Annotated in this window: 25 protein-coding genes; 19 read left to right on the plus strand and 6 right to left on the minus strand. The window is 47.6% G+C overall.

Annotation, left to right across the window (positions count from 1 at the left end):
• Positions 1-48 precede the first annotated feature (48 nt).
• Together HC229_RS03680 and HC229_RS03685 are read right to left on the minus strand one after the other, a co-directional pair.
• Complete coding sequence (locus HC229_RS03680; protein WP_191019112.1) at positions 49-915, minus strand: hypothetical protein; 867 nt, start codon at positions 913-915, stop codon at positions 49-51.
• Positions 912-2,237, minus strand: coding sequence for a phenylacetate--CoA ligase family protein (locus HC229_RS03685; RefSeq protein WP_191019113.1), 1,326 nt, complete (start codon positions 2,235-2,237; stop codon positions 912-914). Before HC229_RS03685 ends, HC229_RS03680 begins: the two co-directional genes overlap by 4 nt.
• 114 nt (positions 2,238-2,351) lie before the next feature.
• Between HC229_RS03685 and purD the strand changes: the two genes are divergently transcribed.
• Complete coding sequence (gene purD / locus HC229_RS03690) at positions 2,352-3,629, plus strand: phosphoribosylamine--glycine ligase (RefSeq protein ID WP_191019114.1); 1,278 nt, start codon at positions 2,352-2,354, stop codon at positions 3,627-3,629.
• Here purD and HC229_RS03695 read toward each other — a convergent pair.
• On the minus strand, positions 3,621-3,845 hold the full coding sequence (locus HC229_RS03695; protein WP_191019115.1) for a DUF6341 family protein: 225 nt from the start codon (positions 3,843-3,845) through the stop codon (positions 3,621-3,623). The genes purD and HC229_RS03695 overlap by 9 nt on opposite strands.
• A gap of 48 nt (positions 3,846-3,893) precedes the next feature.
• Here HC229_RS03695 and HC229_RS03700 point away from each other — a divergent pair, with 48 nt between their 5' ends.
• Complete coding sequence (locus HC229_RS03700; RefSeq protein ID WP_191019116.1) at positions 3,894-4,823, plus strand: DUF6427 family protein; 930 nt, start codon at positions 3,894-3,896, stop codon at positions 4,821-4,823.
• On the opposite strand, the gene upp is transcribed toward HC229_RS03700, so the two are convergent.
• Positions 4,818-5,471: a uracil phosphoribosyltransferase gene (gene upp / locus HC229_RS03705; RefSeq protein WP_191019117.1), complete on the minus strand. Its 654-nt coding sequence runs from the start codon at positions 5,469-5,471 to the stop codon at positions 4,818-4,820. The genes HC229_RS03700 and upp overlap by 6 nt on opposite strands.
• A gap of 163 nt (positions 5,472-5,634) precedes the next feature.
• On the opposite strand from upp, the gene HC229_RS03710 reads away from it, so the two are divergent.
• On the plus strand, positions 5,635-6,240 hold the full coding sequence (locus HC229_RS03710; RefSeq protein WP_191019118.1) for a DUF4254 domain-containing protein: 606 nt from the start codon (positions 5,635-5,637) through the stop codon (positions 6,238-6,240).
• Positions 6,241-6,289: 49 nt separating this feature from the next.
• Positions 6,290-7,285, plus strand: a complete 996-nt coding sequence (locus HC229_RS03715) for a glycosyltransferase family 9 protein (protein ID WP_191019530.1) — start codon at positions 6,290-6,292, stop codon at positions 7,283-7,285.
• 44 nt (positions 7,286-7,329) lie between these two features.
• Here the strand turns inward: HC229_RS03715 and HC229_RS03720 are convergent, their stop codons facing one another.
• Complete coding sequence (locus HC229_RS03720) at positions 7,330-8,385, minus strand: 2Fe-2S iron-sulfur cluster-binding protein (protein WP_191019119.1); 1,056 nt, start codon at positions 8,383-8,385, stop codon at positions 7,330-7,332.
• Positions 8,386-8,513: 128 nt separating this feature from the next.
• Here HC229_RS03720 and HC229_RS03725 point away from each other — a divergent pair, with 128 nt between their 5' ends.
• The 12 genes from HC229_RS03725 to atpG all read left to right on the plus strand — a co-directional run bounded on the left by HC229_RS03725 (position 8,514) and on the right by atpG (position 20,147).
• A complete protein-coding gene (locus HC229_RS03725; protein WP_191019120.1) occupies positions 8,514-9,980 on the plus strand; it encodes a DUF5687 family protein in 1,467 nt (488 codons plus the stop codon).
• A gap of 159 nt (positions 9,981-10,139) precedes the next feature.
• Positions 10,140-10,838, plus strand: coding sequence for an ABC transporter ATP-binding protein (locus HC229_RS03730; RefSeq protein ID WP_191019121.1), 699 nt, complete (start codon positions 10,140-10,142; stop codon positions 10,836-10,838).
• Between the two features lie 176 nt (positions 10,839-11,014).
• Positions 11,015-13,957: a type IX secretion system periplasmic lipoprotein PorW/SprE gene (gene porW / locus HC229_RS03735; protein WP_223845516.1), complete on the plus strand. Its 2,943-nt coding sequence runs from the start codon at positions 11,015-11,017 to the stop codon at positions 13,955-13,957.
• Positions 13,957-14,364 carry a bactofilin family protein gene (locus HC229_RS03740; protein ID WP_191019123.1) on the plus strand — a complete coding sequence of 136 codons (408 nt, stop codon included), beginning with the start codon at positions 13,957-13,959 and terminating at the stop codon, positions 14,362-14,364. The genes porW and HC229_RS03740 overlap by 1 nt, the downstream gene beginning before the upstream one ends.
• Complete coding sequence (locus HC229_RS03745; protein ID WP_191019124.1) at positions 14,330-14,563, plus strand: AtpZ/AtpI family protein; 234 nt, start codon at positions 14,330-14,332, stop codon at positions 14,561-14,563. The genes HC229_RS03740 and HC229_RS03745 overlap by 35 nt, the downstream gene beginning before the upstream one ends.
• The gene (locus HC229_RS03750; RefSeq protein WP_191019125.1) at positions 14,553-14,939 is read left to right on the plus strand and encodes a hypothetical protein; all 387 of its coding nucleotides are present in this window, start codon (positions 14,553-14,555) and stop codon (positions 14,937-14,939) included. Before HC229_RS03745 ends, HC229_RS03750 begins: the two co-directional genes overlap by 11 nt.
• 165 nt (positions 14,940-15,104) lie before the next feature.
• Complete coding sequence (gene atpB, locus HC229_RS03755; protein ID WP_191019126.1) at positions 15,105-16,262, plus strand: F0F1 ATP synthase subunit A; 1,158 nt, start codon at positions 15,105-15,107, stop codon at positions 16,260-16,262.
• Between the two features lie 34 nt (positions 16,263-16,296).
• Entirely contained in the window at positions 16,297-16,488 is a 192-nt protein-coding gene (gene atpE, locus HC229_RS03760; RefSeq protein ID WP_191019127.1) for an ATP synthase F0 subunit C, read from the plus strand.
• An 84-nt stretch (positions 16,489-16,572) separates the two neighbouring features.
• Positions 16,573-17,073: a F0F1 ATP synthase subunit B gene (locus HC229_RS03765; RefSeq protein WP_191019128.1), complete on the plus strand. Its 501-nt coding sequence runs from the start codon at positions 16,573-16,575 to the stop codon at positions 17,071-17,073.
• Position 17,074: 1 nt separating this feature from the next.
• Complete coding sequence (atpH, locus tag HC229_RS03770) at positions 17,075-17,602, plus strand: ATP synthase F1 subunit delta (RefSeq protein ID WP_191019129.1); 528 nt, start codon at positions 17,075-17,077, stop codon at positions 17,600-17,602.
• 29 nt (positions 17,603-17,631) lie between these two features.
• A complete protein-coding gene (atpA, locus tag HC229_RS03775; protein ID WP_191019130.1) occupies positions 17,632-19,209 on the plus strand; it encodes a F0F1 ATP synthase subunit alpha in 1,578 nt (525 codons plus the stop codon).
• A gap of 74 nt (positions 19,210-19,283) precedes the next feature.
• Complete coding sequence (atpG, locus tag HC229_RS03780) at positions 19,284-20,147, plus strand: ATP synthase F1 subunit gamma (RefSeq protein ID WP_191019131.1); 864 nt, start codon at positions 19,284-19,286, stop codon at positions 20,145-20,147.
• 127 nt (positions 20,148-20,274) lie between these two features.
• Here the strand turns inward: atpG and HC229_RS03785 are convergent, their stop codons facing one another.
• Positions 20,275-22,356, minus strand: coding sequence for a prolyl oligopeptidase family serine peptidase (locus HC229_RS03785; protein WP_191019132.1), 2,082 nt, complete (start codon positions 22,354-22,356; stop codon positions 20,275-20,277).
• Positions 22,357-22,515: 159 nt separating this feature from the next.
• Between HC229_RS03785 and HC229_RS03790 the strand changes: the two genes are divergently transcribed.
• The 3 genes from HC229_RS03790 to HC229_RS03800 all read left to right on the plus strand — a co-directional run bounded on the left by HC229_RS03790 (position 22,516) and on the right by HC229_RS03800 (position 25,725).
• On the plus strand, positions 22,516-24,012 hold the full coding sequence (locus HC229_RS03790; RefSeq protein WP_332871625.1) for a lipopolysaccharide biosynthesis protein: 1,497 nt from the start codon (positions 22,516-22,518) through the stop codon (positions 24,010-24,012).
• A 172-nt stretch (positions 24,013-24,184) separates the two neighbouring features.
• Positions 24,185-24,619 (plus strand): dUTP diphosphatase, encoded by a 435-nt coding sequence (gene dut / locus HC229_RS03795; RefSeq protein WP_191019133.1) that lies wholly within the window; start codon positions 24,185-24,187, stop codon positions 24,617-24,619.
• Between the two features lie 98 nt (positions 24,620-24,717).
• Complete coding sequence (locus tag HC229_RS03800; protein WP_191019134.1) at positions 24,718-25,725, plus strand: sugar phosphate nucleotidyltransferase; 1,008 nt, start codon at positions 24,718-24,720, stop codon at positions 25,723-25,725.
• The last annotated feature ends 3 nt before the right edge of the window (positions 25,726-25,728 follow it).

Raw genomic sequence — 25,728 nt, forward strand, 5'->3', positions numbered from 1 at the left:
CGATGTTTGTCTATTGAATTTTAAGGTCATGTAGTCGCTTGCTTCTTCTCATTTGACTTTGGTGACTTGTGCGGATTTCGCGTCCACTCTCCATTTTTGGATTTTTCCGTCGTTTCCGGTCACGACGACAATATTGTCCTTTTGATTTTCCTCAGAAAAAATAGTGTCGAGGCAACTTTCAGTTTCCACCGTTTCAAACGAAGTTAATCCGAAACCTGAGTCGAGCCGCAAAGTTACATAACCTTTTTCGCTTCCGGCACCGCACATTCCCGGTGCATACGGACGCGATTGGTATTCATATTCGAGTAAAACACGGTTTTCAGTTTCGGAAGAATGGAATCCGACAAGCGAAAAATCCGTTTTGTAAATCCCGAATGCGTAAAGGTCCAAATCGACGGTTGTATTATCTGGCTTGGAAAGACGCAGGAATTCCCGTGTTTTTGCGATTCGAAGATCCTCTTCTGGCGAAATCGATGCGCGAAATTTGCAGTCGCCTTTTTCCCATTGTCCAAACGCCTGACCACTTTGGTGATCGAACGTGAATTTTTCGTCGGATCCTGAAATGCGCTTAATATCTTCTACTTTGCTGTAAATGTCGGTTTCGTTCGAAATGAATTCCAGAACGCGTTTTTCGAGACTGGCGTCCTTGAAGTGAAACAGCGTCAGGCCGCCGTCCCATATCCCGACGAGCGGAATTTTGATTTTCCTGGAATCATACCAATACCAGCCTTTCACGGAATAAATACCGGCGTGGTCCGCGCTCCATTTGTGTGCTTTTAAAAAAATCGAAATATCGTATTTTCCATCGATTTTCGACGAGAGCATCCGTTCTCTCGTATCGATCCGGATCACTTCCGCTTTCTGAGCCATTGCATTCCATCCGCACAAAAACAGCAAAAACAATACGCATTTCATATGTCTTCCGATTTGACCAAACACGTAAATTGCTTGAGTTTTCCTACAGATGTTCGTTCGAGCGCATCTTTTCGATAATATCTGAAACGAAGTCCAGCTTCGAGATAATCGCCCATGATGGCAGAAATCCGGTTTTGTTCTCCGGGTGTCAATTCGCGCTCACTCGCATAATCGATCTCGAACAGATCGCGTTCGGTTTGTCGTATCACGAATTCCTTGACGTTTCCGTCGTCTTCGAAAATCTTTTTCGTCAGCGAATAAAATGTCATGCCCGCCGGCTTTTTCCCACTTGGCAAAATCGCGAAATCGCTCGTGCGTCCGACGAGTTTTTTCAGTATCGGACGCTTGACCGTGCTTATTTCGTCGAGAATTCCGCGATCGCCCACATCGTAACGGATAAACGGATGTGCTTTGTTGTCGAGGCTCGTTACGACAATTCGACCTTCCGTTCCATGCGGGACGGGATTTCCGGCATCATCGAGAATTTCCACGAAAATGGTTTCCGAATTCACGAGCCAATCTCCGTCGGGATTTTCAAACGCGATGACTTCCAATTCAGATGCTCCGTACTCGTTTGCAACCGGAATCCCAAGGTGTTTTTCGATCAATTTCCGATCGTCTTCAAACAACATCTCGGAAGTCGTGATGCACACCTTGAGCGTCGGGCAAATCGCTTTAAGTATGAGGTTTTTCTTTTTCAGATATTTCGCGAGCAACACGAAATTACTCGTATAACCATTGATGTATTCAAAACGTGTCCTGGCGAATTTCGCTGTGATTTTCTCGAGAGCCGCGTCCGACAGATCGAAAATATCGAATCTATAACGCTTGCTTAAAAAGTCTTTGAGCTGGAGTTTTTTCGAAGCGATCGAATCAAGCGAACGCCCGTAGAATCGCGCTTGCCATGACGAATTGAAATCGAGGTCGTACCACGCGAACCGCCGTTGGATGTTGGCCCAGATCATAGCGTGGCAAAACTTGTCTTTGGCAAACGTCATTGGGTTTCCGCTCGATCCCGAGGTTTTGTTGACGAATACCGAACCCGTGGAATATCCATCCGAAAGCCGCTGTTCAAGAGGCCGTTGGAAATCCTGTTTGCGCATAACGGGCAATCTGGCCCAGTCATTTTTATCCGAACCAGACGCTATTTCGCGATAAAACGCGTTGTGTTCCAAATGGAAATCGAGAATTTCTTTTTTGCGCTTTTCGACGAATTCCGCGTAAGCGCCGTCAGGAACATCGAGTATTTTGCCTAGCTCGACGCGTGCCCGTTTTAGCGGATAACCATTGAGTTGGAGCGATAAGTCGAAAATTCCGGCCACGGTTCAAATTTTGGTAAAAATAGTGGGAAACGTTCCCATCCGCAAATAATTAAAATTTATTGTCTTTCCCGCCAAAACCGAGTATTTTTGGCGTCTTAAACACACGACTACATCATGACGATTCTTCTCCTCGGATCTGGCGGACGCGAACATGCGTTGGCCTGGAAACTTCTAAAAAGCCCCTTGTGTACCAATCTGTTAGTCGCACCGGGAAACGCGGGAACGGCCCAAATTGCAACGAACGTAAACATTTCGCCAACGAATTTCGCCGACGTGAAGCAATTGGTTTTGGATGAAAACGTCGAATTGGTCGTCGTCGGGCCCGAGGATCCGTTGGTGGAGGGCATTTTCGATTTTTTCAAAGCCGATGAGGAACTGTCCGAAATCCCGGTGATCGGCCCGTCTAAAGAAGGCGCGCGACTCGAAGGCAGCAAGGAGTTCGCAAAGGAGTTTTTGATCCGTCACAAAATCCCGACGGCGGCTTACGACAGCTTTACGGCTCAAACCGTCGAAAAAGGTTGTGATTTTCTTGAGACGTTGAAACCGCCATATGTTTTGAAAGCGGATGGTTTGGCCGCCGGCAAAGGTGTCCTGATCCTGAGCGATCTCGAAGAAGCCAAATCGGAATTGCGCAATATGCTTGTCGGGCAAAAGTTCGGAGCCGCGTCTGCAAAAGTCGTCATTGAAGAATTCCTTGACGGGATCGAACTTTCTTGTTTTGTCCTTACCGACGGCAAAAGCTACAAAATTCTTCCGACGGCCAAAGATTACAAGCGAATCGGAGAAGGCGATACGGGCTTGAACACCGGAGGAATGGGCGCAGTTTCACCTGTTCCGTTCGCAGATCACGACTTTATGGAAAAGATCGAGACGCGCATCGTAAAACCAACCGTTGACGGTTTGCGCAAAGATCATATCGAATACAAAGGTTTTATTTTTATCGGATTGATCAAAGTCGGGGACGACCCGATGGTCATCGAATACAACGTTCGCATGGGCGACCCGGAAACGGAGGTCGTGATGCCGCGATTGAAATCGGATCTTGTCGAATTGTTTTTTGCCGTTTCCAACGAAAGGCTCGACGAAGTCGCGCTCGAGATCGACCACCGCGCTGCAACGACGGTCATGGTCGTGTCCGGCGGGTATCCGGAAGACTACCAGAAAGGCAAAGTGATCACGGGCTTTGACAAAATTTCAGATTCCATCGTTTTCCACGCGGGAACGAAACTCGACGAGGCGGGCAACGTCGTATCGAACGGAGGTCGCGTCCTGGCCGTGACATCCTATGGGAACGACTACGAAGAGGCCATAAAAAAATCGTATCAAAACATAGACAAGCTACATTTTGATACGATGTATTTCAGGAAAGATATCGGGTTCGACTTAGCCTAAGAAAGAATGGGCTGTAGTGTCCTGAACGTCCTCGTCTTTTGTGATTCCGATTTGTTTGATCCAATACCAGGTATAATAACAGCAGATGGCCATGAAAATCCAGTTGAGGAGGTTGGCACCGAACCATGTCTCGAGCTCAAGGGCTCTCAACCAGTCAAACGGCAAGTACAATACGTCAACAAAAAGCCATTGGATTGCTTCGAATAATGATCTCATCTTTGAACAAGTATTAATTTAGGTTCCACAAAAGTATAAAAACTCGGCATGATAGCAAGCCTTTTCCGAAAATCTACGCCTTTTAACTATACGGTGCTCATTGCATTGGTGGCGTTCTTTTATTTGATTTTCCAGTTTTCGGGATCGGAGAGGACGAACGATGTGGCGGGATTGATTGAGAAAGCATTTCTTTTGGGCTTGGTTTTCAGCTCGTTGTTCATCCTGAATTTCATCGTCAAGAAAAACGGATTGAGTCGTGACAACTCTTACGCTATTCTGTTCTTCTTTCTTTTTTTGCTGTTTTTCCCGTCGGTTTTTGACAATTTCAACCTGTGCGTTTCCAACTTTTTTGTGTTGCTCGCACTAAGGCGATTAGTCTCGCTCCAATCCCTGAAAGCGCCTAAAGAGAAGATTTTCGACGCTTCCCTGTGGATTTTTCTCGCGGCTTTGTTCCACTTTTGGGCGATCTTGTTTATCGTCCTGGTATTCATTTCGATATTGTTCCACGTCTCGCGCGACTACCGCAACTGGATCTTGCCGTTCATCGCATTTGCGTCGGCCGCGGTGGTTTTCTTCCTGTTCGCCTTTATCGTCGACGAGACGCGAATCGATTTCGTATCGGCAAACATCCCGATTGATGTCAGCATCGATTATTTTACAGACAGCAAACAAAACCTCGCTCTTTCGATGTATGCGCCCGTGGTGGCGTATTTCGTCTTTATCATGGTTACCACATTGCCCAACCGCCCGTTAATCCTGCAATCGTCTTATAAAAAAATCATTCTCGCGTTTGTGGTTGGCGTCGCGGTTTTTATCGTATCCCCATTTAAGAGCAATGAGGTTTTGGTGTTTACCCTGGCGCCGTTGGCCATAATGGCTTCTACGATCGTCGAGACGACTTCAAGTGAACTCAAACGCGAAATCACGGTGGGTGTCACAGCGGTTTTGGCGATAGTCAGCTTTTTTATGCAATTATAATTTGGGGCCGTATGCCAAATCGCCTGCATCTCCCAAGCCTGGAATGATGTAGTTTTTTTCGTTCAGCTTTTCGTCCTGGGCGGCAATCCAGAGATAGAAATTATCGGGAAGCGTTTGGTTGAGCAATTCCACACCTTCCGGAGCGGCGATTACCGCGGCAATATGCACGTTGTCTGGAGTTTCCGATTGCAACAGGACGTCGATTACGGCTGCAAGCGATTGTCCGGTGGCCAACATCGGGTCGACAACGATAAGCGTTTTACCCTGAATCGATGGCATGGCACGGTATTCCACCTTGATTTCAAAAGCGTCGTCGTTGTTGTAATGATGTCGGTAGGCCGAGATAAAACCATTCTGCGCATCGTCGAAATAGTTCATGAATCCAACGTGAAGCGGCAGTCCCGCGCGAAGTATCGAACATAAAACGATAGGCGTTTCGATTTCAGCGGTTTTCTTTATCGCGAGCGGCGTCCTGATTTCAATAGGGCGATATTCCAGTTCTTTGCTGATTTCATACGCCATGATTTCGCCAATTCTTTCGATGTTGCGACGGAACCTCATGCTGTCTTTTTGCACGTCGACGTTGCGGATTTGGGCGAGAAAGTGACTGAGGATACTGTGGTTTTCGGAAAGGTAGCGGATGTGCATGAGGAGTCGATTGATTTTCTAACATCGAAAGTTTTTAACCTGAGGCGCAGCCGAATTGTATGGAGGGCAGCGACTCGGGGGCTTAAGCCGAACAGGGCGAAGCCAAATAAAACCTTTGAGGTTTGGTAAGTAAAGGTATATCTTTGTGTTTTAATTCTGTTTTATGTTCGCAAAATTAGCATATTCTGTTTTTGAGCAAAGCATCAACGACTACCACAAGTTCGACAATGTCGACCAACCCATAGAAAATCCTTACGCCAAAGATCAATTCGAGCACCTTTTGTATGCCAAAAACTGGATCGATACGGTCCAATGGCATTTCGAAGACATCATCCGCGATCCGCAAATCGATCCGGTTGCCGCCCTGACTTTAAAAAGACGCATCGATGCCTCCAACCAGGAGCGCACGGACATGGTGGAATACATCGACAGTTATTTCCTTCAAAAATTTGCGAACGTCGAGGTAAAGGCAAATGCGAAAATCAACTCCGAAAGCCCGGCATGGGCGTTCGACCGCCTTTCTATCCTGGCGCTCAAGATTTTCCATATGAACGAGGAAGCGACACGTCCCGAAGCATCCCAAGCTCACCGCGATGCGTGCCAATCCAAGCTCAACATCTTGCTCGAGCAACGCACGGACTTGTCTACCGCTATCGACGATTTGCTGTCGGACATCCAAAACGGCGACAAGTTCATGAAAGTGTACAAACAGATGAAAATGTACAACGACGAAGAACTCAATCCGGTGTTGTACCAAAACAAAAAATAGTCGCTTGCCAAAGCAGATTTCACATATTGCCGTCATCCGGTTGAGCGCCATGGGCGACGTCGCGATGACGGTTCCCGTTTTACGCGCATTGGCCAAACAACATCCGACGCTAAAAATCACAATGGTTTCCCGACCGTTTTTCGCACCTTTTTTCGATGGGATTCCCAATGTAGAATTTTTCGCTGCTGACCTCAAAGGCCGTCACAAGGGCATTTTCGGGTTGTTCAAACTATATTCCGATCTCAGCAGATTAAACATTGACGCTTTCGCGGATCTGCACAATGTATTGCGCTCCAAAATCGTACGTACGTTCTTTGTCGCAAGCGGGAAATCGACTGGGAAAATCGATAAAGGGCGTGACGAAAAGAAAGCGCTGACACGTCTGCAAAACAAGAATTTTACCCGTCTCAAGACATCCGTTGAACGATACGCCGATGTGTTTCGAGAACTTGGCTTTGCGCTCGATTTGTCGCATCCGGAATTTCCGGCGAAACCAAAATTATCGCAAGACGTCGTCGAACTAAGCGGAAACAAATCTGGAAACTGGATCGGGATCGCGCCTTTTGCCGCACATCAGGGAAAGCAATATCCGCTGGACCTGATGGCTCAAGTCGTGTCTGGAATATCGGACGTGAAAAGCAACACGATTTTTTTATTTGGAGCCGGGACTTCGGAAATCCAAATTTTGGAATCGCTGAAATCCGGCAAAGAAAACGTCATCGTCGTCGCCGGGAAACTTTCGCTTAAAAGCGAGCTTAAACTGATTGCCAACCTCGATGTGATGCTCAGCATGGATTCCGGAAATGCTCATATTGCCACAATGTTTGGGATTCCAACTGTTACGCTTTGGGGCGCGACGCATCCGTTCGCTGGGTTTGCGCCCTTCGATCAACCGGAGTCAAATCAAATCGTATCCGATCGCGAAAAATTCCCGCTTTTGCCCACTTCGGTTTACGGCAACAAAATCGTCGAAGGATATGAAGACGCGATGCGCACCATTTCTGCGGAGTTTGTCATCCAAAAAATCAACGACCTGATCGCATAAAAAAAGCCTCCGTTTCGGGAAGCTTCTGTCAGTTTTCAACTCGATCAAACGTCGTCAAAATCAATGTAGACTTCTTCTGATGTAGGATGCGCCTGGCAGGTCAGGATCAAGCCTTGTGCGATCTCACCGTCCGTGAGGATGGCATTCTTGACCATTTCCGCCGAGCCTTTGGTGATGCGCGCCATACAGCTCGAGCATATTCCGCCCTGGCAGGAATACGGAGCGTCTATGCCTTGTTTCAAAGCGGCTTCGAGTAAGGTTTGCTTCTTCGACATCTCGAAAGTCGTCTCCTCGTCGTCTACCATTACGGTTATTTTGGTATGTCCTTCCACTGGTCCTGAGATTTGTTTTTCGGTTTTCGGAGGTACAAAAAGTTCAAAACGAATGTCTTTTTCCTTGATGTTGTGTTCTTTAAGGACGTTGCTCACCGTCATGATCATTTCCTCGGGTCCGCATAGCCAGAACTTGTCGAACTCCACTTCCTTGAACTTGTTGTTGAGGATGAAATTCACCGTTGATCGCTCGATGCGTCCGAATAATTGCCCCTCGATTTTCGCCTGGCTGAATACGAAATGTACGAAAAATCGCCCCGTGAATTGTTGTTCCAATTCGTGGATTTTGTTGTAAAATATCGTGTCCTCAGGCGATTTGTTGCCGTAGACGAGAACGAACGTGCTGAAAGGCTCATTCATCAAAACGCTCTGTACGATCGCCATTACGGGCGTAATTCCGCTTCCTGCGGCGAAAGCAGCGTAGTTCTTGCGGCGTTCGGGATGCGGTTCGAACGTGAACGTGCCTTCGGGCAAACCGACTTCCATCGTATCGCCTTCGCGTAATTGCTTGTTGGCAAATGCAGAGAACACGCCGGATTTTATCGACTTGATGGCAATGCGCAGTTCGTCTCCGCCGGGAGCCGAGCAAATCGAATAGGCGCGCCTGATTTCCTCCCCGTCCAATGTCAATTTTAGCGTCAGGTATTGACCGGCGGTAAAGTTGTAATAATCGCGCAGTTGATCGGGAACGCGGAAAGCTACCGAAATGGCTTCGGGCGTCTCGCGTCTGACCTCAGAAATATTGAGTTTATAGAATGTTGTGGACATCAAATGAAATTTTTGCAAAATTACAAAAAACACATCTCGTTTCGAGGGTTGTGTGAACGATGTGCAATTCGAATCCGAAATGATGTAACAATTCCCTATTTTTATGCTCCTATCAAAAACCCGATCAGATGTTCAGACTGTTTTTAATGTTGGAATGGAAAGCGTTCCTGCGCGCCTCGTCTTTCGGGGCCAACCTTGCCATCAAGATAATTTTAGGAATTGTCGCAACGGTTTACGCGTTTCTTTTCCTGATGATGGGATTCGCGATTTATCCGATCCTTGAGGACAATGGTTTGGATCCTTTGGAAACCGTCAACAAATACTTGTTTTTTTATTTTGTTTTCGACCTCGCAATTCGCTTTTTCATGCAGAAGTTGCCTACGATGAACATCAAGCCGCTGCTCATTCTCCCAATCAAACGCAACACTGTCGTTCATTTTGCAATGGGAAAAAGCGCCATTTCGTTCTTTAACGCCATCCACCTTTTTTGGCTGTTGCCGTTTACCGTGGCCATGCTCGTCAACGGACATCCCGCCATGAACGTGCTTGGTTGGCATTTCGCGATAGTGGCGTTGTTGCTTGCCGATAACTTCATTAATTTGCTGATCAACAACAAGGATGCGATTTTCTATCCCGTTGTGATCCTGGTATTGGGCGCCGCAATCGGTTGGTATTACGATTGGTTCGACGTGACGCTGTACACCGGGCGGGCATTCGCGATGTTCTACGAAATTCCAGTTACCGCATTGGTCGCCATCGGATTTTTGGCGGTCCTATATTGGTTTACCTTTACCTATTACCTCGAACGGCTGCATCTCGATACCGGCTTGGCCAAACGTTCGGACATTGCCAAAACCGAAAATTATACTTGGCTCGACCGGTTCGGGGAATTGGGCGTGTTTCTCAAGAACGACATCCGGCTGCTCCGTCGAAACAAGCGTTCGCGCACCACCGTATTTATGAGTGTGCTATTTGTATTTTACGGATTGCTGTTTTTTACAGGTGCGATCGATTCGTATGATTCTCCCGGCTGGCAAGTCTTCGCAGGGATTTTCGTCACCGGAGGTTTCCTGTTCACTTTCGGGCAATTCGTCCCGAGTTGGGATAGCGCCTACTATCCGTTGATGATGAGCCAAAACATCAAATACAAGGATTATCTCGCCTCAAAATGGTGGCTTATGGTAATTGCGACGGTGATTTCTACGATCATGGCTTCGTTTTATGCGATTTTCGGATGGCACATCTACCTGCTCATCGTCGTAGGTGCGATTTACAACATCGGAATCAACTCGTCCCTCGTGCTGCTTGGCGGAGCTTTCGTGAAAACGCCAATCGACCTCACCACGAGCAAACAGGCATTTGGCGACAAACAGGCGTTCAATGTCCGGACGTTGCTCGTGACCATCCCGAAGCTCCTCGGACCCATCCTGCTCTACGTGCTTGGAAAATTGCACAGTGAAGAACTCGGTTTGGCACTTGTGGCCGGGGCCGGATTGCTCGGCTTTTTGTTTCGGAATAAGATATTCGGAATCATCGAAGGCATTTACCGATCGGAAAAATACAAAACGATAGAAGCTTATAAACAGAAGAGTTGAAGTTGAAAGTTTAGTTTAAGGTTTAAAGTTTAAAGTTGCGGTTTATCCAGAGGCAACAAGATATTCACCTGAAAGCACGATTCTCAAATAAACACCCGGGGCGCAGCCGAACACTATGGGCGCAGCGGAATAAAATCAACGATTTAATACAAATCAACAATGATATCAGTCTCCAATCTCACAAAAAAATACGCCAACGGCATTACCGTACTCAATATTCCAAATCTCGACATTGCGCCGGGCGAAAGCTTTGGACTCGTCGGGAATAACGGAGCCGGGAAAACCACTTTTTTCAGCCTGCTTCTCGATCTTATCGAACCTTCGAGCGGAAAAGTGCTCAACAAAAACGTCCAGGTCAATACAAGCGAAGCCTGGAAACCGTTTACGGCGGCCTTTCTCGATGAGAGTTTCCTTATCGGATACCTGACGGCCGAAGAATATTTTTACTTTATCGGCGATTTGCGTGGACAGAAAAAATCTGACGTGGATGCCTTGCTGGCCAAACATGAAGAATTCTTTAACGGAGAGATCCTCAACAGCAAGAAATACCTGCGCGACCTCTCGAAAGGGAATATGAAAAAAGTGGGTATCATCGCAACCCTTATCGGAAATCCCGAAGTCGTGATCCTCGACGAACCGTTCGCCAATCTCGACCCGACGACCGTGAACCGCCTCAAGAAAATCATCCGCGAGCTCGCCGACGATCCAAGAGTCACAATCCTGGTTTCGAGTCACGATTTGGCACACACGGTTGAAGTTTGCGACCGCATCGTGGCGTTGTCAAAGGGTGAAATCGTAAAAGACATTCAAACCTCTCCTGAAACGCTTAGGGAACTGGAAACATTTTTCGCGGTTTAAATGAATAAGAACCTTTGTCTTATATGCGAATCACCAGTTGAGGCGTATCCGAACAGTAAGGATCGCGGCGAATAAAATAAACACGTCAACAAATAAACAATCCAATTAAAACTTTATTTTTACCCGTTTATACTAAAATCCCCATTCGGCAGTTTATGCATAAAACGGTGACCGTCTTGAAAACCAATATATTCCGAATCCTTGCGATTGTCGGCATTATCGCTTTGGTAGTGGCTTGCTCGACAAAGCGCGATACTTTTTTGGCGCGTAATTCCCACGCGTTGAGCACCAAATACAATATTTTATACAACGGCGATCTCGCACTTGAGGCGGGCATGAACGATTTGCGGACGTTGTATGGCGATAATTTCTGGGAAGTGCTTCCCGTGGAGCGCATGCAACCCGATCCTGTCCAACCTACTATTGGCGGCCAACCTACGGGTCCAAAAGACGAACAAAAAAACCCGAATTTCCAGCGCGCCGAGGAAAAAGCCACGAAAGCCATCCAGAAACACTCGATGAACATCGGAGGCACCGAAGTCAATTACCAAATAGACGAAGCGCACCTTTTACTGGGCAAGGCACGTTATTACGACAAGCGTTACGTCCCGGCTCTCGAGGCGTTCAACTACATTTTGTACAAGTATCCCAAAAGCAGCCGTATTTACGAAGCCAAGGTGTGGCGGGAGAAAACCAATATGCGTCTTGAAAACGACGGCCTTGCGATCACAAACCTGAGCAAATTGCTAGGGGACGAAAAGGTCAAGCTCAACAAGCAGGTGTATGCCGACGCAAACGCTACCTTGGCTCAGGCGTTCATCAACACCCAACAAAAAGACAGTGCGATCGGTCGTTTGGTTATCGCGATAAAGAATACAAAATACGACGAGGAAAAGGCGCGTTACCGCTTCATTATCGGACAGTTGTACGAAGACCTAGGCAAAGGCGACACCGCGTTTGATTATTATCAGGAAGTGATCGATATGAAACGCAAGTCGCCGCGCACGTATACGATTCAGGCCATTGGTCGCCAATCGGCCCAGTTCGACTATAAGAACGGTGATACACTGGCTTTTGTGGAGAATTACAAGGACTTGTTCACGGATAGGGAAAACCGTCCGTATCTCGACGTGCTCAACCATCAATATGCGTTGTTTTACGACAAGCGGGACAAGCCAAATGAAGCGCTCAAATATTATAACAAATCGCTCGACGCACAACCGAAGGACACCTATCTGAACGCGTCGAATTACCGAAACATGGCCGAGATTTACTTCAATCAGGCCAAATACGTCACCGCTGGTTTTTATTACGACAGTACGCTTGTGCACTTGCAGCCTCGGACGCGCGAATACCGCCTCGTCGAGAAAAAGCGCATGAACCTCGAAGATGTCATCAAATACGAAGGGATCGCCCAGGTCAACGACAGTATCATCAGCGTTTATTCGATGCCGAAAGAAGGTCAGGTCGCGTATTACCAAGCTTATATCGAAAAACTCAAGAGAGCGGACGAGGCCAAAAAGATCGCCGCCGAGAAAGAGCGCGAAAAAGCAGAAGCATTGGCTCAGGCGAGTTCCGGCGATGTCGCGTCTGCGGAAGTTGCGTCTAAATCGTCGCGCAATAGCACGTCTGTTCCAGACCGTTCCGATCGTCTCGATGCCGACGTCGCGCCAACCAAGCCGGGAAAACCAGTCAAGCCAGGTGATTTTTATTTCTACAACCAGACGACAGTCGCTTTCGGAAGATCGGAGTTTCGCAAGAATTGGGGCAACAGGCCTTACCAGGAAAACTGGCGTTTCTCCAAACCGAGCCCGTCCGAGGCCGGTCGTAAAGACGAATCTGAAATGACCGAAGCGGAAATCCAGGCGTTGAAATTGGCCGAAGCCCAGGCCGAAGCGCGTTATACTCCGGATTTTTACATCAGCCAGCTTCCGACCTCAAAAGTGGTCATCGACAGTTTGGCCAAGGAACGAAATTTTGCGTATTATCAATTAGGCGTGATCTACAAGGAAAAGTTCAAGGAGTACCAACGCGCCGCAGACAAGCTCGAAACGCTGTTGGGCAATAACCCTGAAGAGCGCCTTATTCTTCCGGCTCAATACAACCTTTACAAGATTTACGAGATCATCGACAAACAAAAGGCGGCGGTTGTCAAACAGGACATCATCAGCCAATATCCGGAATCGCGTTACGCCCAGATTTTGAGCAATTCCCAAATGTCCGAAGAAGCCGCGCTTTCGCCACAGGTTGCCTTCAACAGGCTCTACAAGCAGTATGAGGAAGGCGATTATCGCGAATTGGTGACCAAACTCGACGATGCCATCGAACAATACACGGGAGAAGATCTGCTTCCGAAATTCGAAATGCTCAAAGCCCGCAATGCCGGTAAGCTCAAAGGTGTTGAAGAATATAAAAAAGCATTGAATTACGTGGCCTTGACCTATCCGAACCAAGCCGAAGGAAAGGAAGCCGAATTGCTTTTGGGACGTGACATAGTGCTCATGGAGAATCTTCAATTCAACGAAAACCCGCCGCGTAGCTGGAAAATTCTGTATCGCGCGGCTTATCCGGAAGCCAAGAATGTCAAAACGCTTCAGGAGAAACTCAAGAAGTTCATTTCCGAAAGGACCGCCGACCAGCTTTCGCAATCGCTAGACATTTACACCGTCGATATGGATTTTGTCGTGGTTCACGGCATCCGCAGCCAGGAAGGCGCACAGGGAATCGCATCGGTATTGAAAGAATTCAAGGAATACAAAATTCCGGACACGCCAATTATTATTTCCAGCGACAATTACGGCGTGGTCCAAATCAAGAAAAATCTCGAAGAATATTTAGCCGATCCCGACAAACCTGCCGAAAAGAAAGCCGCTCCGGTACTTAAGCAACCTGTCCAGGAAAAATCGAACCAGACGCCGCGTGGTGCGAGGATCCCGAAACAAAAAGCCGCCCAGTCCCAAACCCAGGGAACGCAGCCGCCTGCCATCGGGCGACCGCCACAGGATTCGGACGACCCGAGATCGAACAACATGCCGCCGGGAATGCAGGGCAACAGTCCTAAAATGAACCAGAGCATACAAAATCAGCAGCAACAACAGCAACCTCCATCGCGAAAATAATGTTTGACAAAAGCCCGAAATCCTATACCGACCTTTTGGGAAAAACCAACAGGATCGTCGAAGGAACGGCGATAAAAGGCGACATCATTTCCCAAGCCGATTTTCGTCTCGACGGCAATCTCATTGGCAACCTGCAATGCAACGGCAAGATAGTGATAGGCCCGGCGGGAGCGGTACAGGGTGACATCGTTTGCAAAAATGCCGATATCGAAGGGCGATTCGAAGGGAAAATCCAGGTCGCGGAAATGCTCAACGTAAAGTCTAAAGCCAGCATCAATGGCCATGTCGTCTGCGCGAAACTTTCGGTAGAACCGGGAGCGGCATTCAGCGCTTCGTGCGAGATGAGGCAACAACCCAAAAATCTACCTGTTTATGAGCGACCGGAATCCGAAAAAAAAGAGCAATAAATGGCTCGCGCTGATCAACATCCCGATACAGATGGGCGTGATCGTTTTCGCGTTCGCATATGCCGGTAAGTGGCTGGACGAAAAGTATCCGAACGAAAATAATATTTACGTCAAGATCTTGGTTGTATTGGGCGTAGGAATTGCGATCTACAATGTAAACCGACAGGTCCAGGAAATCAACAAAACGGATGACAAATAACACCAAACGGTGGCGTCCGCTTATCGAAATCTTCGTCATTTCGTGTCTCGCCGCCTTGCTTCACTTTTTGATCCTCAAACTTTTTTCGATCGATACGACCGCGTTTGTTTATGGCCTGGTTGAGTTGTACGTCTATTTTTTGGCGGCGTCGCTTGCGATAGTGACCGCGCTTGTTGTCATCGAAAAGCGCAACAAAGACCAGGTCGGATATACGTTTTTGATCCTGACATCGGTGAAGATGGTGGGCGCCTATTTGTTGTTGCGACCGGTTCTCGAACAGGGAATAAAAGCCGAAAAAATCAATTTCTTCGTGGTTTTCGCTTTGTTTTTGGCATTTGAAACAATCGTTTCCGGCAGGATGCTGAATCGGGAATGACGATTTGGAACGCGAACGGCTCCTGTTTCCGAAGTGTCTTTTTGAAAACGTTTTCGCAAGAATATGCAAATTCCGTAAAATTTAGCCTTTTACGCACTTTTTCTTTCCGATTTTAAATGTACCTTTGCGCCAAATTTAAAAACAGCTTTTAAGCTTATTTATATTATGGTGCTTTCACGTAAATCGCTCACAATCATTGCAAGTTTGTTCATTTCTGCTCTTTCGTTTGCCGGAATCGCCCAGCACGAAGAGCACGCCGCTTCATCTCCAACCCAGGAGGCTCACGCGGAGGCTGCTCACAGCGACAGTCATGACACTCATGCCGAACCTACTGACGTCCGAGGTAAGATCAAGGCCCACATCAACCACCACGTTTTGGATTCCCACGACTTTACTTTGTTTTCAGATGAGGAAACAGGGATGCATTTCGGGTTTCCGCTTCCTGTGATTTTGGTCGATGAAGGTTTTCATGTTTTCTCGTCTTCGAAGTTTCACCACGGTAAGGAAGTGGCCGAATCAAACGGAAAATATTACGCGATCAATCACCACGACGGTAAGATTTATCGTACAGACGCACAAGGCACGATCACAAACGATGCGAAAGGCCATCCGACGAACGTTCACCCACTTGACCTTTCGATTACCAAAAGCGTATTGACCATACTTTTCACGGCGCTTTTGATGTTCTGGATTTTTACCAGCCTTGCCAAATCGTATGCTAAGAACAATGGCATCGCTACGGGAATCGGTCGTTTTTTCGAGCCACTTGTCGTTTTCATCCGCGATGAGATTGCCATTCCTAACATCGGACAGAAATACCACAGGAAATACATGGGCTATTTGCTCACGATTTTCTTCTTTATCCTTTTCCTAAACCTTTTCGGGTTGACGCCACTGGGAATCAACGTTACGGGCAACATCGCGATCACGTTCGCTTTGGCCATCCTGACGTTCCTGATCACGACGTTTACCGCTAAAAAAGATTATTGGATGCACATGTTCTGGATGCCGGGCGTCCCGAAACCGATGCGTATCATCTTGGCGCCGATCGAATTGTTGGGCGCTTTCATCAAGCCGTTCTCGTTGATGATCCGTCTGTATGCGAACATTTTCGCAGGACACATCGTTTTGATGAGTATCATCGGATTGATTTTCATATTCAAGAGCTGGATAGGAAGCTCGCTTTCTTTCGGATTGGCTTTCGTGCTTTCGATCCTTGAGATCTTGGTGGCATTCCTCCAGGCTTATATTTTCACGATGCTTTCGGCCTTGTACTTCGGTTCGGCGGTTGAGGAGCATCACCACGACGAGGCACATCATTAATTAGAAATACTGTTTAATCTTAAATATATTTATCATGCAAATTCCAACTATTGTAGGTGCTGGTCTTATCGTAATCGGAGCCGGTCTTGGTATCGGTAAAATCGGTGGTTCAGCAATGGACGCGATTTCACGTCAACCTGAAGCTTCTGGAAAAATCCAGACAGCTATGTTGATCGCTGCCGCACTTATCGAAGGTATTGGTTTCGCCGCGCTTTTCGCTGCGTAATGAAAACAGGAAGTCAGTTGCAACGGTTGGTTGTAACTGGCTTTTTATTCAAAGATTAAAATTTAAAACACATAGATTCCGAACATGGAAAAATTAGTCAATCAGTTTGAATTAGGTTTGTTCTTTTGGCAGATGCTTATCTTCATCGGCCTTATCCTGTTGTTGCGCAAGTTCGCCTGGAAGCCGATCCTGGAGTCGGTGAACAACCGCGAGGAAGGAATCCGCAACGCATTGTCGTCTGCCGAAAAAGCCCGCGAGGAAATGGTCGCACTTCAGGCAAAGAACGAAGCTACGTTGCAGGAAGCCCGCATGGAGCGCGATGCGATGCTTAAAGAAGCGCGTGAGATCAAGGAAAAAATGATTGCGGACGCCAAAGCGGATGCATCTGCGGAAGGCGCCAAAATGATCGAGCAGGCAAAAGCTGCGATCAACAACGAGAAGAACGCAGCCATGGCCGAAATCAAGGCGCAGGTTTCTTCACTTTCTCTGGAAATTGCCGAGAAATTGCTGAAAGAAGAGCTTTCGAACAAAGAATCACAAATGAAATTGGTCGACAAAATGTTGGCCGACGCTAAACTGAACTAATATGTCTAGAGCTGCTATCCGTTACGCGAAAGCGATTTTAGATATGGCGCATTCACGCGGAGTCGCTTCTGAAGTGAACACCGACATGGCGCACATTGCCGAAAACCTCGACGCAAGCGCGGAACTCAAGAATTTCCTCGAAAGCCCGATCATCAGCAATGAAGTGAAGGAAAAAGCGACGTTGGAAGTGTTCGCATCCGTAAACGGCATCACGCAAGGTTTGTTCCGACTTTTGAAAGACAACAAGCGTTTCGAGATTTTGGGAAGCATCGCCACCGAATACAGCCGCCTTTTCGAGGACATGAACGGAGTCGAAGTTGCCACGGTGACCACAGCCGTCGAACTTGACAAAGAAATGGAAGGACGTGTGATGAGCAAGATCCTTGAATTCACGAACAAAAAGGTCGTGATTGAGAACGTGATAAATCCTGAGATCATCGGTGGTTTTATCCTGCGCATCGGCGACAAGCAATACAATGCTTCGGTCTCCAACAGATTGAATGTATTGAAAAGAGAATTGAGTAATTAAGAAAAATAGGTTTTACAAACTAGTATATTATGGCGGAAATTAAACCAGCTGAGATTTCAGCGATTTTAAAGAAACAGCTTTCGGCTTTCGAATCGGGAGCAACGCTTGAAGAAGTGGGAACGGTCTTGAACGTCGGTGACGGTATCGCCCGCGTTTACGGATTGTCAAACGTACAATATGGTGAATTGGTAGAGTTCGAAAACGGTCTTGAAGCGATCGTTTTGAACCTCGAAGAAGATAACGTTGGTGTCGTATTGCTCGGCCCATCGACGGGAATCAAAGAAGGCTCCCAGGTTAAAAGAACACAGCGCATCGCTTCATTGAAAGTCGGTGAGCAAATGGTTGGCCGTGTTGTGAACACGCTTGGTCAGCCAATCGACGGAAAAGGCCCAATCGGTGGCGATCTTTACGAGATGCCGTTGGAGCGCAAAGCTCCGGGAGTAATCTTCCGTCAGCCGGTAACAGAGCCGCTTCAAACGGGTATCAAAGCGGTAGATGCGATGATTCCTGTCGGACGTGGACAGCGCGAGCTTGTGATCGGTGACCGTCAAACCGGAAAATCTACGGTTTGTTTGGATACGATCCTGAACCAGAAAGAATTCTACGATGCAGGACAACCTGTATTTTGTATCTATGTCGCTATCGGACAAAAAGCTTCGACTGTTGCCGGTATCGCCAAAACTTTGGAAGAAAGAGGCGCAATGGCCTACACGGTTATCGTGGCTGCGAACGCGTCCGATCCTGCTCCGATGCAGGTTTACGCTCCGTTTGCGGGTGCTGCGATCGGTGAATATTTCCGCGATACGGGCCGTCCGGCTTTGATCGTATACGATGATTTGTCTAAGCAAGCGGTTGCTTACCGCGAGGTTTCGTTGTTGCTTCGTCGTCCACCGGGACGTGAGGCATATCCTGGAGACGTTTTCTACCTTCACAGCCGTCTTTTGGAAAGAGCTGCGAAAGTGATTGCAGATGACAACATCGCAAAGAACATGAACGACCTTCCGGAATCTTTGAAACCGATTGTAAAAGGTGGCGGATCGCTTACGGCTCTTCCGATCATCGAAACACAAGCGGGTGACGTTTCGGCATATATTCCGACAAACGTAATTTCGATTACTGATGGACAGATCTTCCTTGAGTCCGATTTGTTCAACTCTGGTGTACGTCCTGCAATCAACGTTGGTATTTCGGTATCTCGTGTGGGAGGTAACGCCCAGATCAAATCGATGAAGAAAGTTGCAGGTACGCTTAAACTTGACCAGGCGCAGTTTCGCGAATTGGAAGCGTTTGCGAAATTCGGATCCGACCTTGACGCCGTTACCTTGAACGTAATCGAAAAAGGCCGACGCAACGTAGAGATTTTGAAGCAAGGTTTGAACTCTCCGTTTACGGTTGAAGATCAGGTTGCGATCATCTACGCGGGTTCAAAGAACTTGTTGCGCAGCGTTCCTGTAGACAAAGTGAAGGAATTCGAAAAAGACTTCCTGCAATACATGAACGCAAAACACCGCGACACGCTTGACGCTTTGAAAGCCGGTAAATTCACCGACGAGATCACTAGCGTTATCGAAAGCGCGGCTAAGGAAACTGCAGCGAAATACAATTAATCAATTTGAAAATTTGAAAATTTGGAAATGGTGGTCATTTTCAAATTTTCAAATTATCTAATTTTCAAATTATAATGGCAAACCTAAAGGAAATACGTAACCGGATCACTTCCGTTTCCTCAACGATGCAAATCACATCGGCGATGAAGATGGTGTCTGCGGCCAAATTGAAAAAGGCCCAGGACGCAATCACCGCCATGAGACCGTACGCCGAGAAACTTACGGAATTGCTTCAGAATTTGTCTTCTACATTAGAAGGCGATATGGGAGGTGCTTTTACAACCCAACGCGAAGTAAAGAACGTCCTTATCGTGGCCGTGACTTCAAACCGCGGACTTGCCGGAGCCTTTAACTCGAATGTGCTCAAGGAAATCAAGCGTTTGTCTGAAGGGCAATATGCTGGCAAGAAAGTCGATTTCGTCACGATCGGAAAGAAAGGAAACGACATCCTCAAGAAATCGGGCAATGTGGTTTCGAACAACAATGGCCTGTTTGACGAGCTTACGTTCGACAACGTTTCTGTTGTTACCGATGAAATCGTGAAGTTGTTCCTCGACGGAAAATACGACAAGATCGTTTTGGTATACAACCAGTTCAAGAATGCCGCTACGCAAATCATTAAAGAAGAGCAGTTGTTGCCGTTGGTTCCGCCAGCCAAGACCGACAGTTCTAAGGTAGTGGATTATATTTTCGAGCCTTCGAAAGAAGAAATCGTCTTGACATTGATCCCAAAAATGCTCAAAACACAGGTTTACAAAGCCGTTCGCGACTCTTTCGCGGCCGAGCACGGAGCGCGTATGACGGCCATGCACAAAGCAACCGACAATGCCACGGCCTTGCGCAACCAATTAAAGCTGACTTACAACAAAGCACGTCAGGCGGCCATCACGAACGAGATCCTAGAAATCGTCGGTGGAGCCGAAGCTTTGAAAGGATAAGCATTGCAGATATGAATAGAGAAGCCGGATTGATGTCCGGCTTTTTTTGTTTAAGATTAATCGCGCGCGGCTAAATCAACCACTCGACATCAGGCGCATCCGGACAATGTCGCTAAACCGACAGCGATTACTGGTTCAAATGAAACCACAGAAAATCGTAAAAATTCGCCTTTTGCTGAATACTGCTCGTATAGTTTGAAATCGTGCCGTAATGCCCGGATTTGGTGTAACTCAATAAGTAAACCGGATTCTTCTGAGCCGGACGACCCTGGAGTTTCGCGGCGAATTTATACGAATGAAAAGGCGGCACGCGGTCGTCGTTTTCAGACGTTATGACCATCGTCACCGGATAGTTGACATCTTCCTTGATATTGTGGTAAGGCGAAAAGGCCATCAGCCGTTTGAAATCATCGGCTTTCCTGGGATCGCCATATTCGGATTGGTGCTTGCTTCCGACGGTATACAAATCGTAATTCACCATGTCCATCACACCTACTTTGGGAATCGCGACTTTATAGAGTTCGGGCGCGAGAACCAATGCCGAAGCCACGACCATTCCGCCATGCGATCCACCCGTAATTCCAAGTTTTGCTGCCGACGTGTATCGGTTTTCGATCAGGAATTTCGACGCGTCGATGAAATCGTGTATCGTATTGATCTTGTTTTTCCCGCTTCCCGCCTCGTGCCACTGTCGTCCTTTTTCACCACCACCGCGAATTTCCGCGTAAGCGTAGATGCCGCCTTTCTCGAGAAATGTCAGCAATGCCGTGTCGTAATGGAATTCGGTCACGACGCCATATCCGCCGTAAGCTTCGAGCAATGTAGGATTGTTGCCATCGAGAACGACATCGCGATCGTGGATGACGGTTATCGGAATGTCTTTGTTGTCTCGGCTTTTATAGGTCAGGTGTTTGATCGCGAACTTGTCGAGCGGGAACAATGTCGATTTTGGCCTGATGTAGTCGTTGAAAAATTCATGGGCCGTGCCGTTCTTGATATCCAACTTGAAATTGCGGTAGGAAATTACGCTCGAGTGGAACGTCACATAAAGGATGTCTTTTTCGGAATCGATAAACCTGAAATTGAAATCCATTTCATAAGGTGCGTCGAACTTGCGGATGAATTGTCCGTCCAAATCGTAAACGCTGAGATAATACGAACCCGATTTTCGGTATTTGCAAAAGATGTACTTATCCGTAAAGAAATTATCGACAAGCAAATGCCCGTAGATTTGAGGAATCACGACTTTGCGTTCCGACGGATTCTCGAGCGTGAAATACCGTACGTCGCCCCAATCGTAATCGGAAGACGAGAAGTAAATCTTATCCTTCGTAGTCCCGATGATCTTCATGTCGGTCGTATCCTTTTCGATGAAGGGCTTGAGGTCGAACGCCGGGCCGTCGAGATTGGCCGAATAATAAGTGCGCGAACCGTCACGCGAATCGGTTTCGGTAACGAACAAGCGGTTGTGCTTGGTACGGGCGCCAAACCAGTTGTTGGTTTTGGTGGCGTCGAAAACCAAAATGTCTTCGCTCTGCGGTTTCCCGATCTCGTGATAATACAACTGGAACGTCGAATCTTTCTCGAATTCCCGGAGGTTGGCGTTCTTCTTGTAAAAAATTCCCTTGTCGGCATTCCAACTCACGGACGCGAACTTGATTTGTTTGAGCGCGTCGTCCATCAAGTTGCGGGTGTCAAGGTTCACGAACCGAATTTCCTGTCGGTCACTTCCCGCCATAGAAACGGTACACGCAAGCAGACGCGAATTTTTCGACGGATAATAATCCATAAGGAAAGAGCCGTCGTTCCCATACAATTTATAGGTGTTGAAAATCTCGATAGACTGGTCGGCGAGACTCTTGCGATAGAACAGTGAGGCCGGTCGGTTTTTGTCTTTGATATAGCGGGAGTAATAATATTTTCCGTTTTTGCCCGGAAGCGCATTTGTCGACAAAAAGTTGAATTCCTTGATTTTCGACGCTACCGAAACCGATTTGTTCACCAGGTCAAGATGCGATTGGGTAAAAGCGTTCTGGGCCGAAACCCAAGTAGCGACTTCGGCCGATCGCGTATTTTCGAGCCAGGAATAGTCGTCCGCTATCGAAATGCCGAAGCGCGTCTGGGCATTCCCGACTTTTTTGGTGGCAGGCGAACTGCTTTGGGCAACGGTATTCGCGGCCAGGAGAAGGCAAAAAACAGAGAGTTTCAAGTTTAACGGTGTTTGGTAGGCAACAAATATAGAAGAAACGTGGCTTCAATTTATTTGGACGCGACCTGTGTTGATTATTATGATGATAACGTCTGGGTTAAACTCGGCTTAAGCCGTATAAATGGTTATTTTTGCATATTACAGCGAATCAAGCCGAGCGTGTACAAAAATCTTTTCAAACAGACTGCGATTTACGGGATTGCCACGGTGTTGCCGCGCATGCTGAGCTTTTTGCTCGTAAGGCTCTACACGAATAAACTTCCGACGAACGAATACGGGGACGTGAGCATCGTCATGGCCTGGATGGTCTTCCTCAATGTGGCGCTTTCGTACGGTTTCGAGACCGGATTTTTCAGGTTTTACAACTCCGAGCAAAACAAGGAAAACGTCGTTTCCACGTCGACGATCTCGATTTTTTGGTCGTCTCTCGCGTTTCTCGGTTTGGCGTTGTCGTTCCGGAACAGCATCGCACATGCGGTCAACGTCGATTCATCCTACATCACATATGCCATCTGGATTTTGGTGCTCGACGCACTTGTCGTCATTCCGTTTTCCAAACTACGCGCCCAGCAACGGCCAATGCGTTACGCCGTGATCAAGATCGGAAACGTCATCATCAACATGGGATTGAACCTGATCTGTTTGTTGTGGCTTCCCGTTTTCGCCCAAAACAATCCGGACAGTTTCCTGAGCAGTTTGTACGTCGAGAATTTCGAGGTCGGATACATTTTCATGTCCAACCTGATCGCGAGCCTGCTCACATTCGTCGTGTTGTCGCCCGATTATTTCAAAGTCAACTGGCACATCGACCCGATCTTGTGGAAACGCATGATGAAATACGGCCTCCCGATTTTTTTCGCCGGAATCGCGTTTGCCGTCAACGAACACTTCGACAAAATCCTGCTAGAGAAAATCCTTCCGGCCAATGTTGGGAAAACCCAGGCCGGTATTTATTCGGCCTGTTACAAACTCGCATTGTTCATGACGTTGTATGCCACGGCCTTCCGCTTGGGAATCGAGCCGTTCTTTTTCAGCCACGCCGGCAACGACAACGCCAAGGAAACCTATGCCGTGATCACCAAATATTTCGTGATTTTCGGCTCGTTGATCCTGCTTTCGGTGGTCGTGTTTGCCGATGTCCTCAAACTCATGCTGCTCGACAACCCTGATTATTGGGAAGCCATGAAAGTCGTCCCGCTAATCATCGTCGCGAATTTTTTCCTCGGGATTTACACCAATCTTTCGGTTTGGTACAAGCTCATCGACAAGACCCACATCGGAGCCTACATTTCGTTTGTCGGAGCTGCCGTCACGTTGGGACTCAATATTTTACTGATTCCGATGTTCCAGAAAAAAACAGGCGACGGTTACATGGGCTCGGCCATCGCTACGATCGCAGCTTATGGTTCCATGATGGTCATATCGTACCTAATGGGTCAAAAGCGGTACGAAATCCCGTACGACATGAAACGGATACTAGGTTATCTCGGCGTATCCATCACATTTTCGTTTGTCGCATTTTACGTTTTCCGCGAAAACTATTTCGTCAACATACCGCTTTTGCTTGTCTTTTCAGGACTCGTTTATTATGGCGAAAAAGAAACGTTGGAGGGCATTATAAAACGCAGGAGACGAACAAAAAAAATGGAGATTTGAAGCTTGATCCCGCTGTGCGCTTCCCGCTTTCTTGAACAACGCGTTTTTGAGCGGGCCGCGACGAGCTTCCGTTGGTCGCTGTCGCAACCCGGCAAAAAAAGCGTTCTTCGGCGAAAGGCTGTCCGCTTCCATCGGGGCTAGGAATGGAGTTAAAACAAAGAATCGAATACAAATGAAAATATACATTGTCAACAAATCAGGTCACGACCTGCCGAACTACGAAACGATCGCTTCCGCCGGAATGGATTTGCGCGCCGTCGTTACAGAACCGATTGTCCTGGGCCCACTCGAGCGCGCCATCGTAAAGACGGGGCTTTTCATCGAGCTTCCCGTCGGATACGAAGCCCAGGTCAGGCCGCGCTCAGGATTGGCTGCCAAGAGAGGCGTCACCGTGCTGAACTCACCGGGAACCATAGATGCTGATTATCGGGGCGAAATCGGAGTGATTTTAGTAAATTTATCGAATGAGCCTTTTACCGTCGAAAACGGGGAACGCATCGCACAACTCGTCATCGCCAAGCACGAACGCGCCCAATGGGTCGAAGTTTCGGAATTGAGCGAAACAACCAGAGGCGCCGGCGGTTTTGGAAGTACGGGCGTGAAATAGTTCAAAAGTCGTTGTCCGTGCACATTTTTCAGCACTAGAACAACGAACTACGAATACGAAATAACGAAAACGAAATAACGAAAAACGAAGTTACTTAGATGAAAATAATAGTCCCAATGGCCGGGCGCGGCTCAAGATTGCGTCCACACACGCTCACCATTCCAAAACCATTGATCCCGATTGCCGGCAAACCCATCGTGCATCGTCTCGTAGAAGACATTGCCGGTGTCATCAACCAGGAAATTGAGGAAATAGCGTTTATCATCGCAAAAGATTTTGGAACTCAGGTAGAAAAGGACCTCGTTGCGATAGCTGAAAAACTTGGGGCGAAAGGCACGATCTGTTACCAAGAGCAACCGCTCGGAACGGCCCATGCGATCATGTCGGCAAAAGAATCGATGTCCGGCCCGATTGTCGTGGCTTACGCCGACACACTATTCCGCGCCGATTTTACGTTAGATACCACAGCGGACAGCGTCATCTGGGTCAAGCAAGTCGAAGATCCGAGCGCGTTCGGCGTAGTAAAACTCGACGGTGATCGCATTACGGACTTCGTCGAAAAGCCGCAGGACTTCGTTTCGGATTTGGCCATCATCGGCATTTATTATTTCAAATCAGGGGAAACGCTACGTGCGGAATTGCAATACCTGCTCGACAACGACATCACGAAAGGTGGAGAATATCAGCTTACCGACGGTCTTGAAAACATGAAGCAAAAAGGGCTTCGTTTCGTTCCGGGAAAAGTAGACGAATGGATGGATTGCGGCAACAAGAACGTGACGGTAGAAACCAACTCGCGTCTGCTTGGCTTTTTGCACGCGGATGGCCAAGATATGGTAAGCAACGAAGCGCGCGTAGAAAATTCGACGATCATTCCGCCTTGCTTCATCGACAAGGATGTCGTGATCATCAACTCAATCGTCGGGCCTAATGTTTCCCTCGGACGCGCCACACACGTAAGCGACAGCAAAATCAAAAATAGCCTGATCCAAACGCATGCGCATATCAAAAATGCAACGCTTGACAACGCCATGATTGGCAATCACGCGAGTTTCGACGGGAATTTCACAAGTATCAGCATCGGGGATTACTCCGTTTTAGAATAACAA

This window comes from Flavobacterium selenitireducens (assembly GCF_014748335.1).
GTDB lineage: Bacteria > Bacteroidota > Bacteroidia > Flavobacteriales > Flavobacteriaceae > Flavobacterium > Flavobacterium selenitireducens.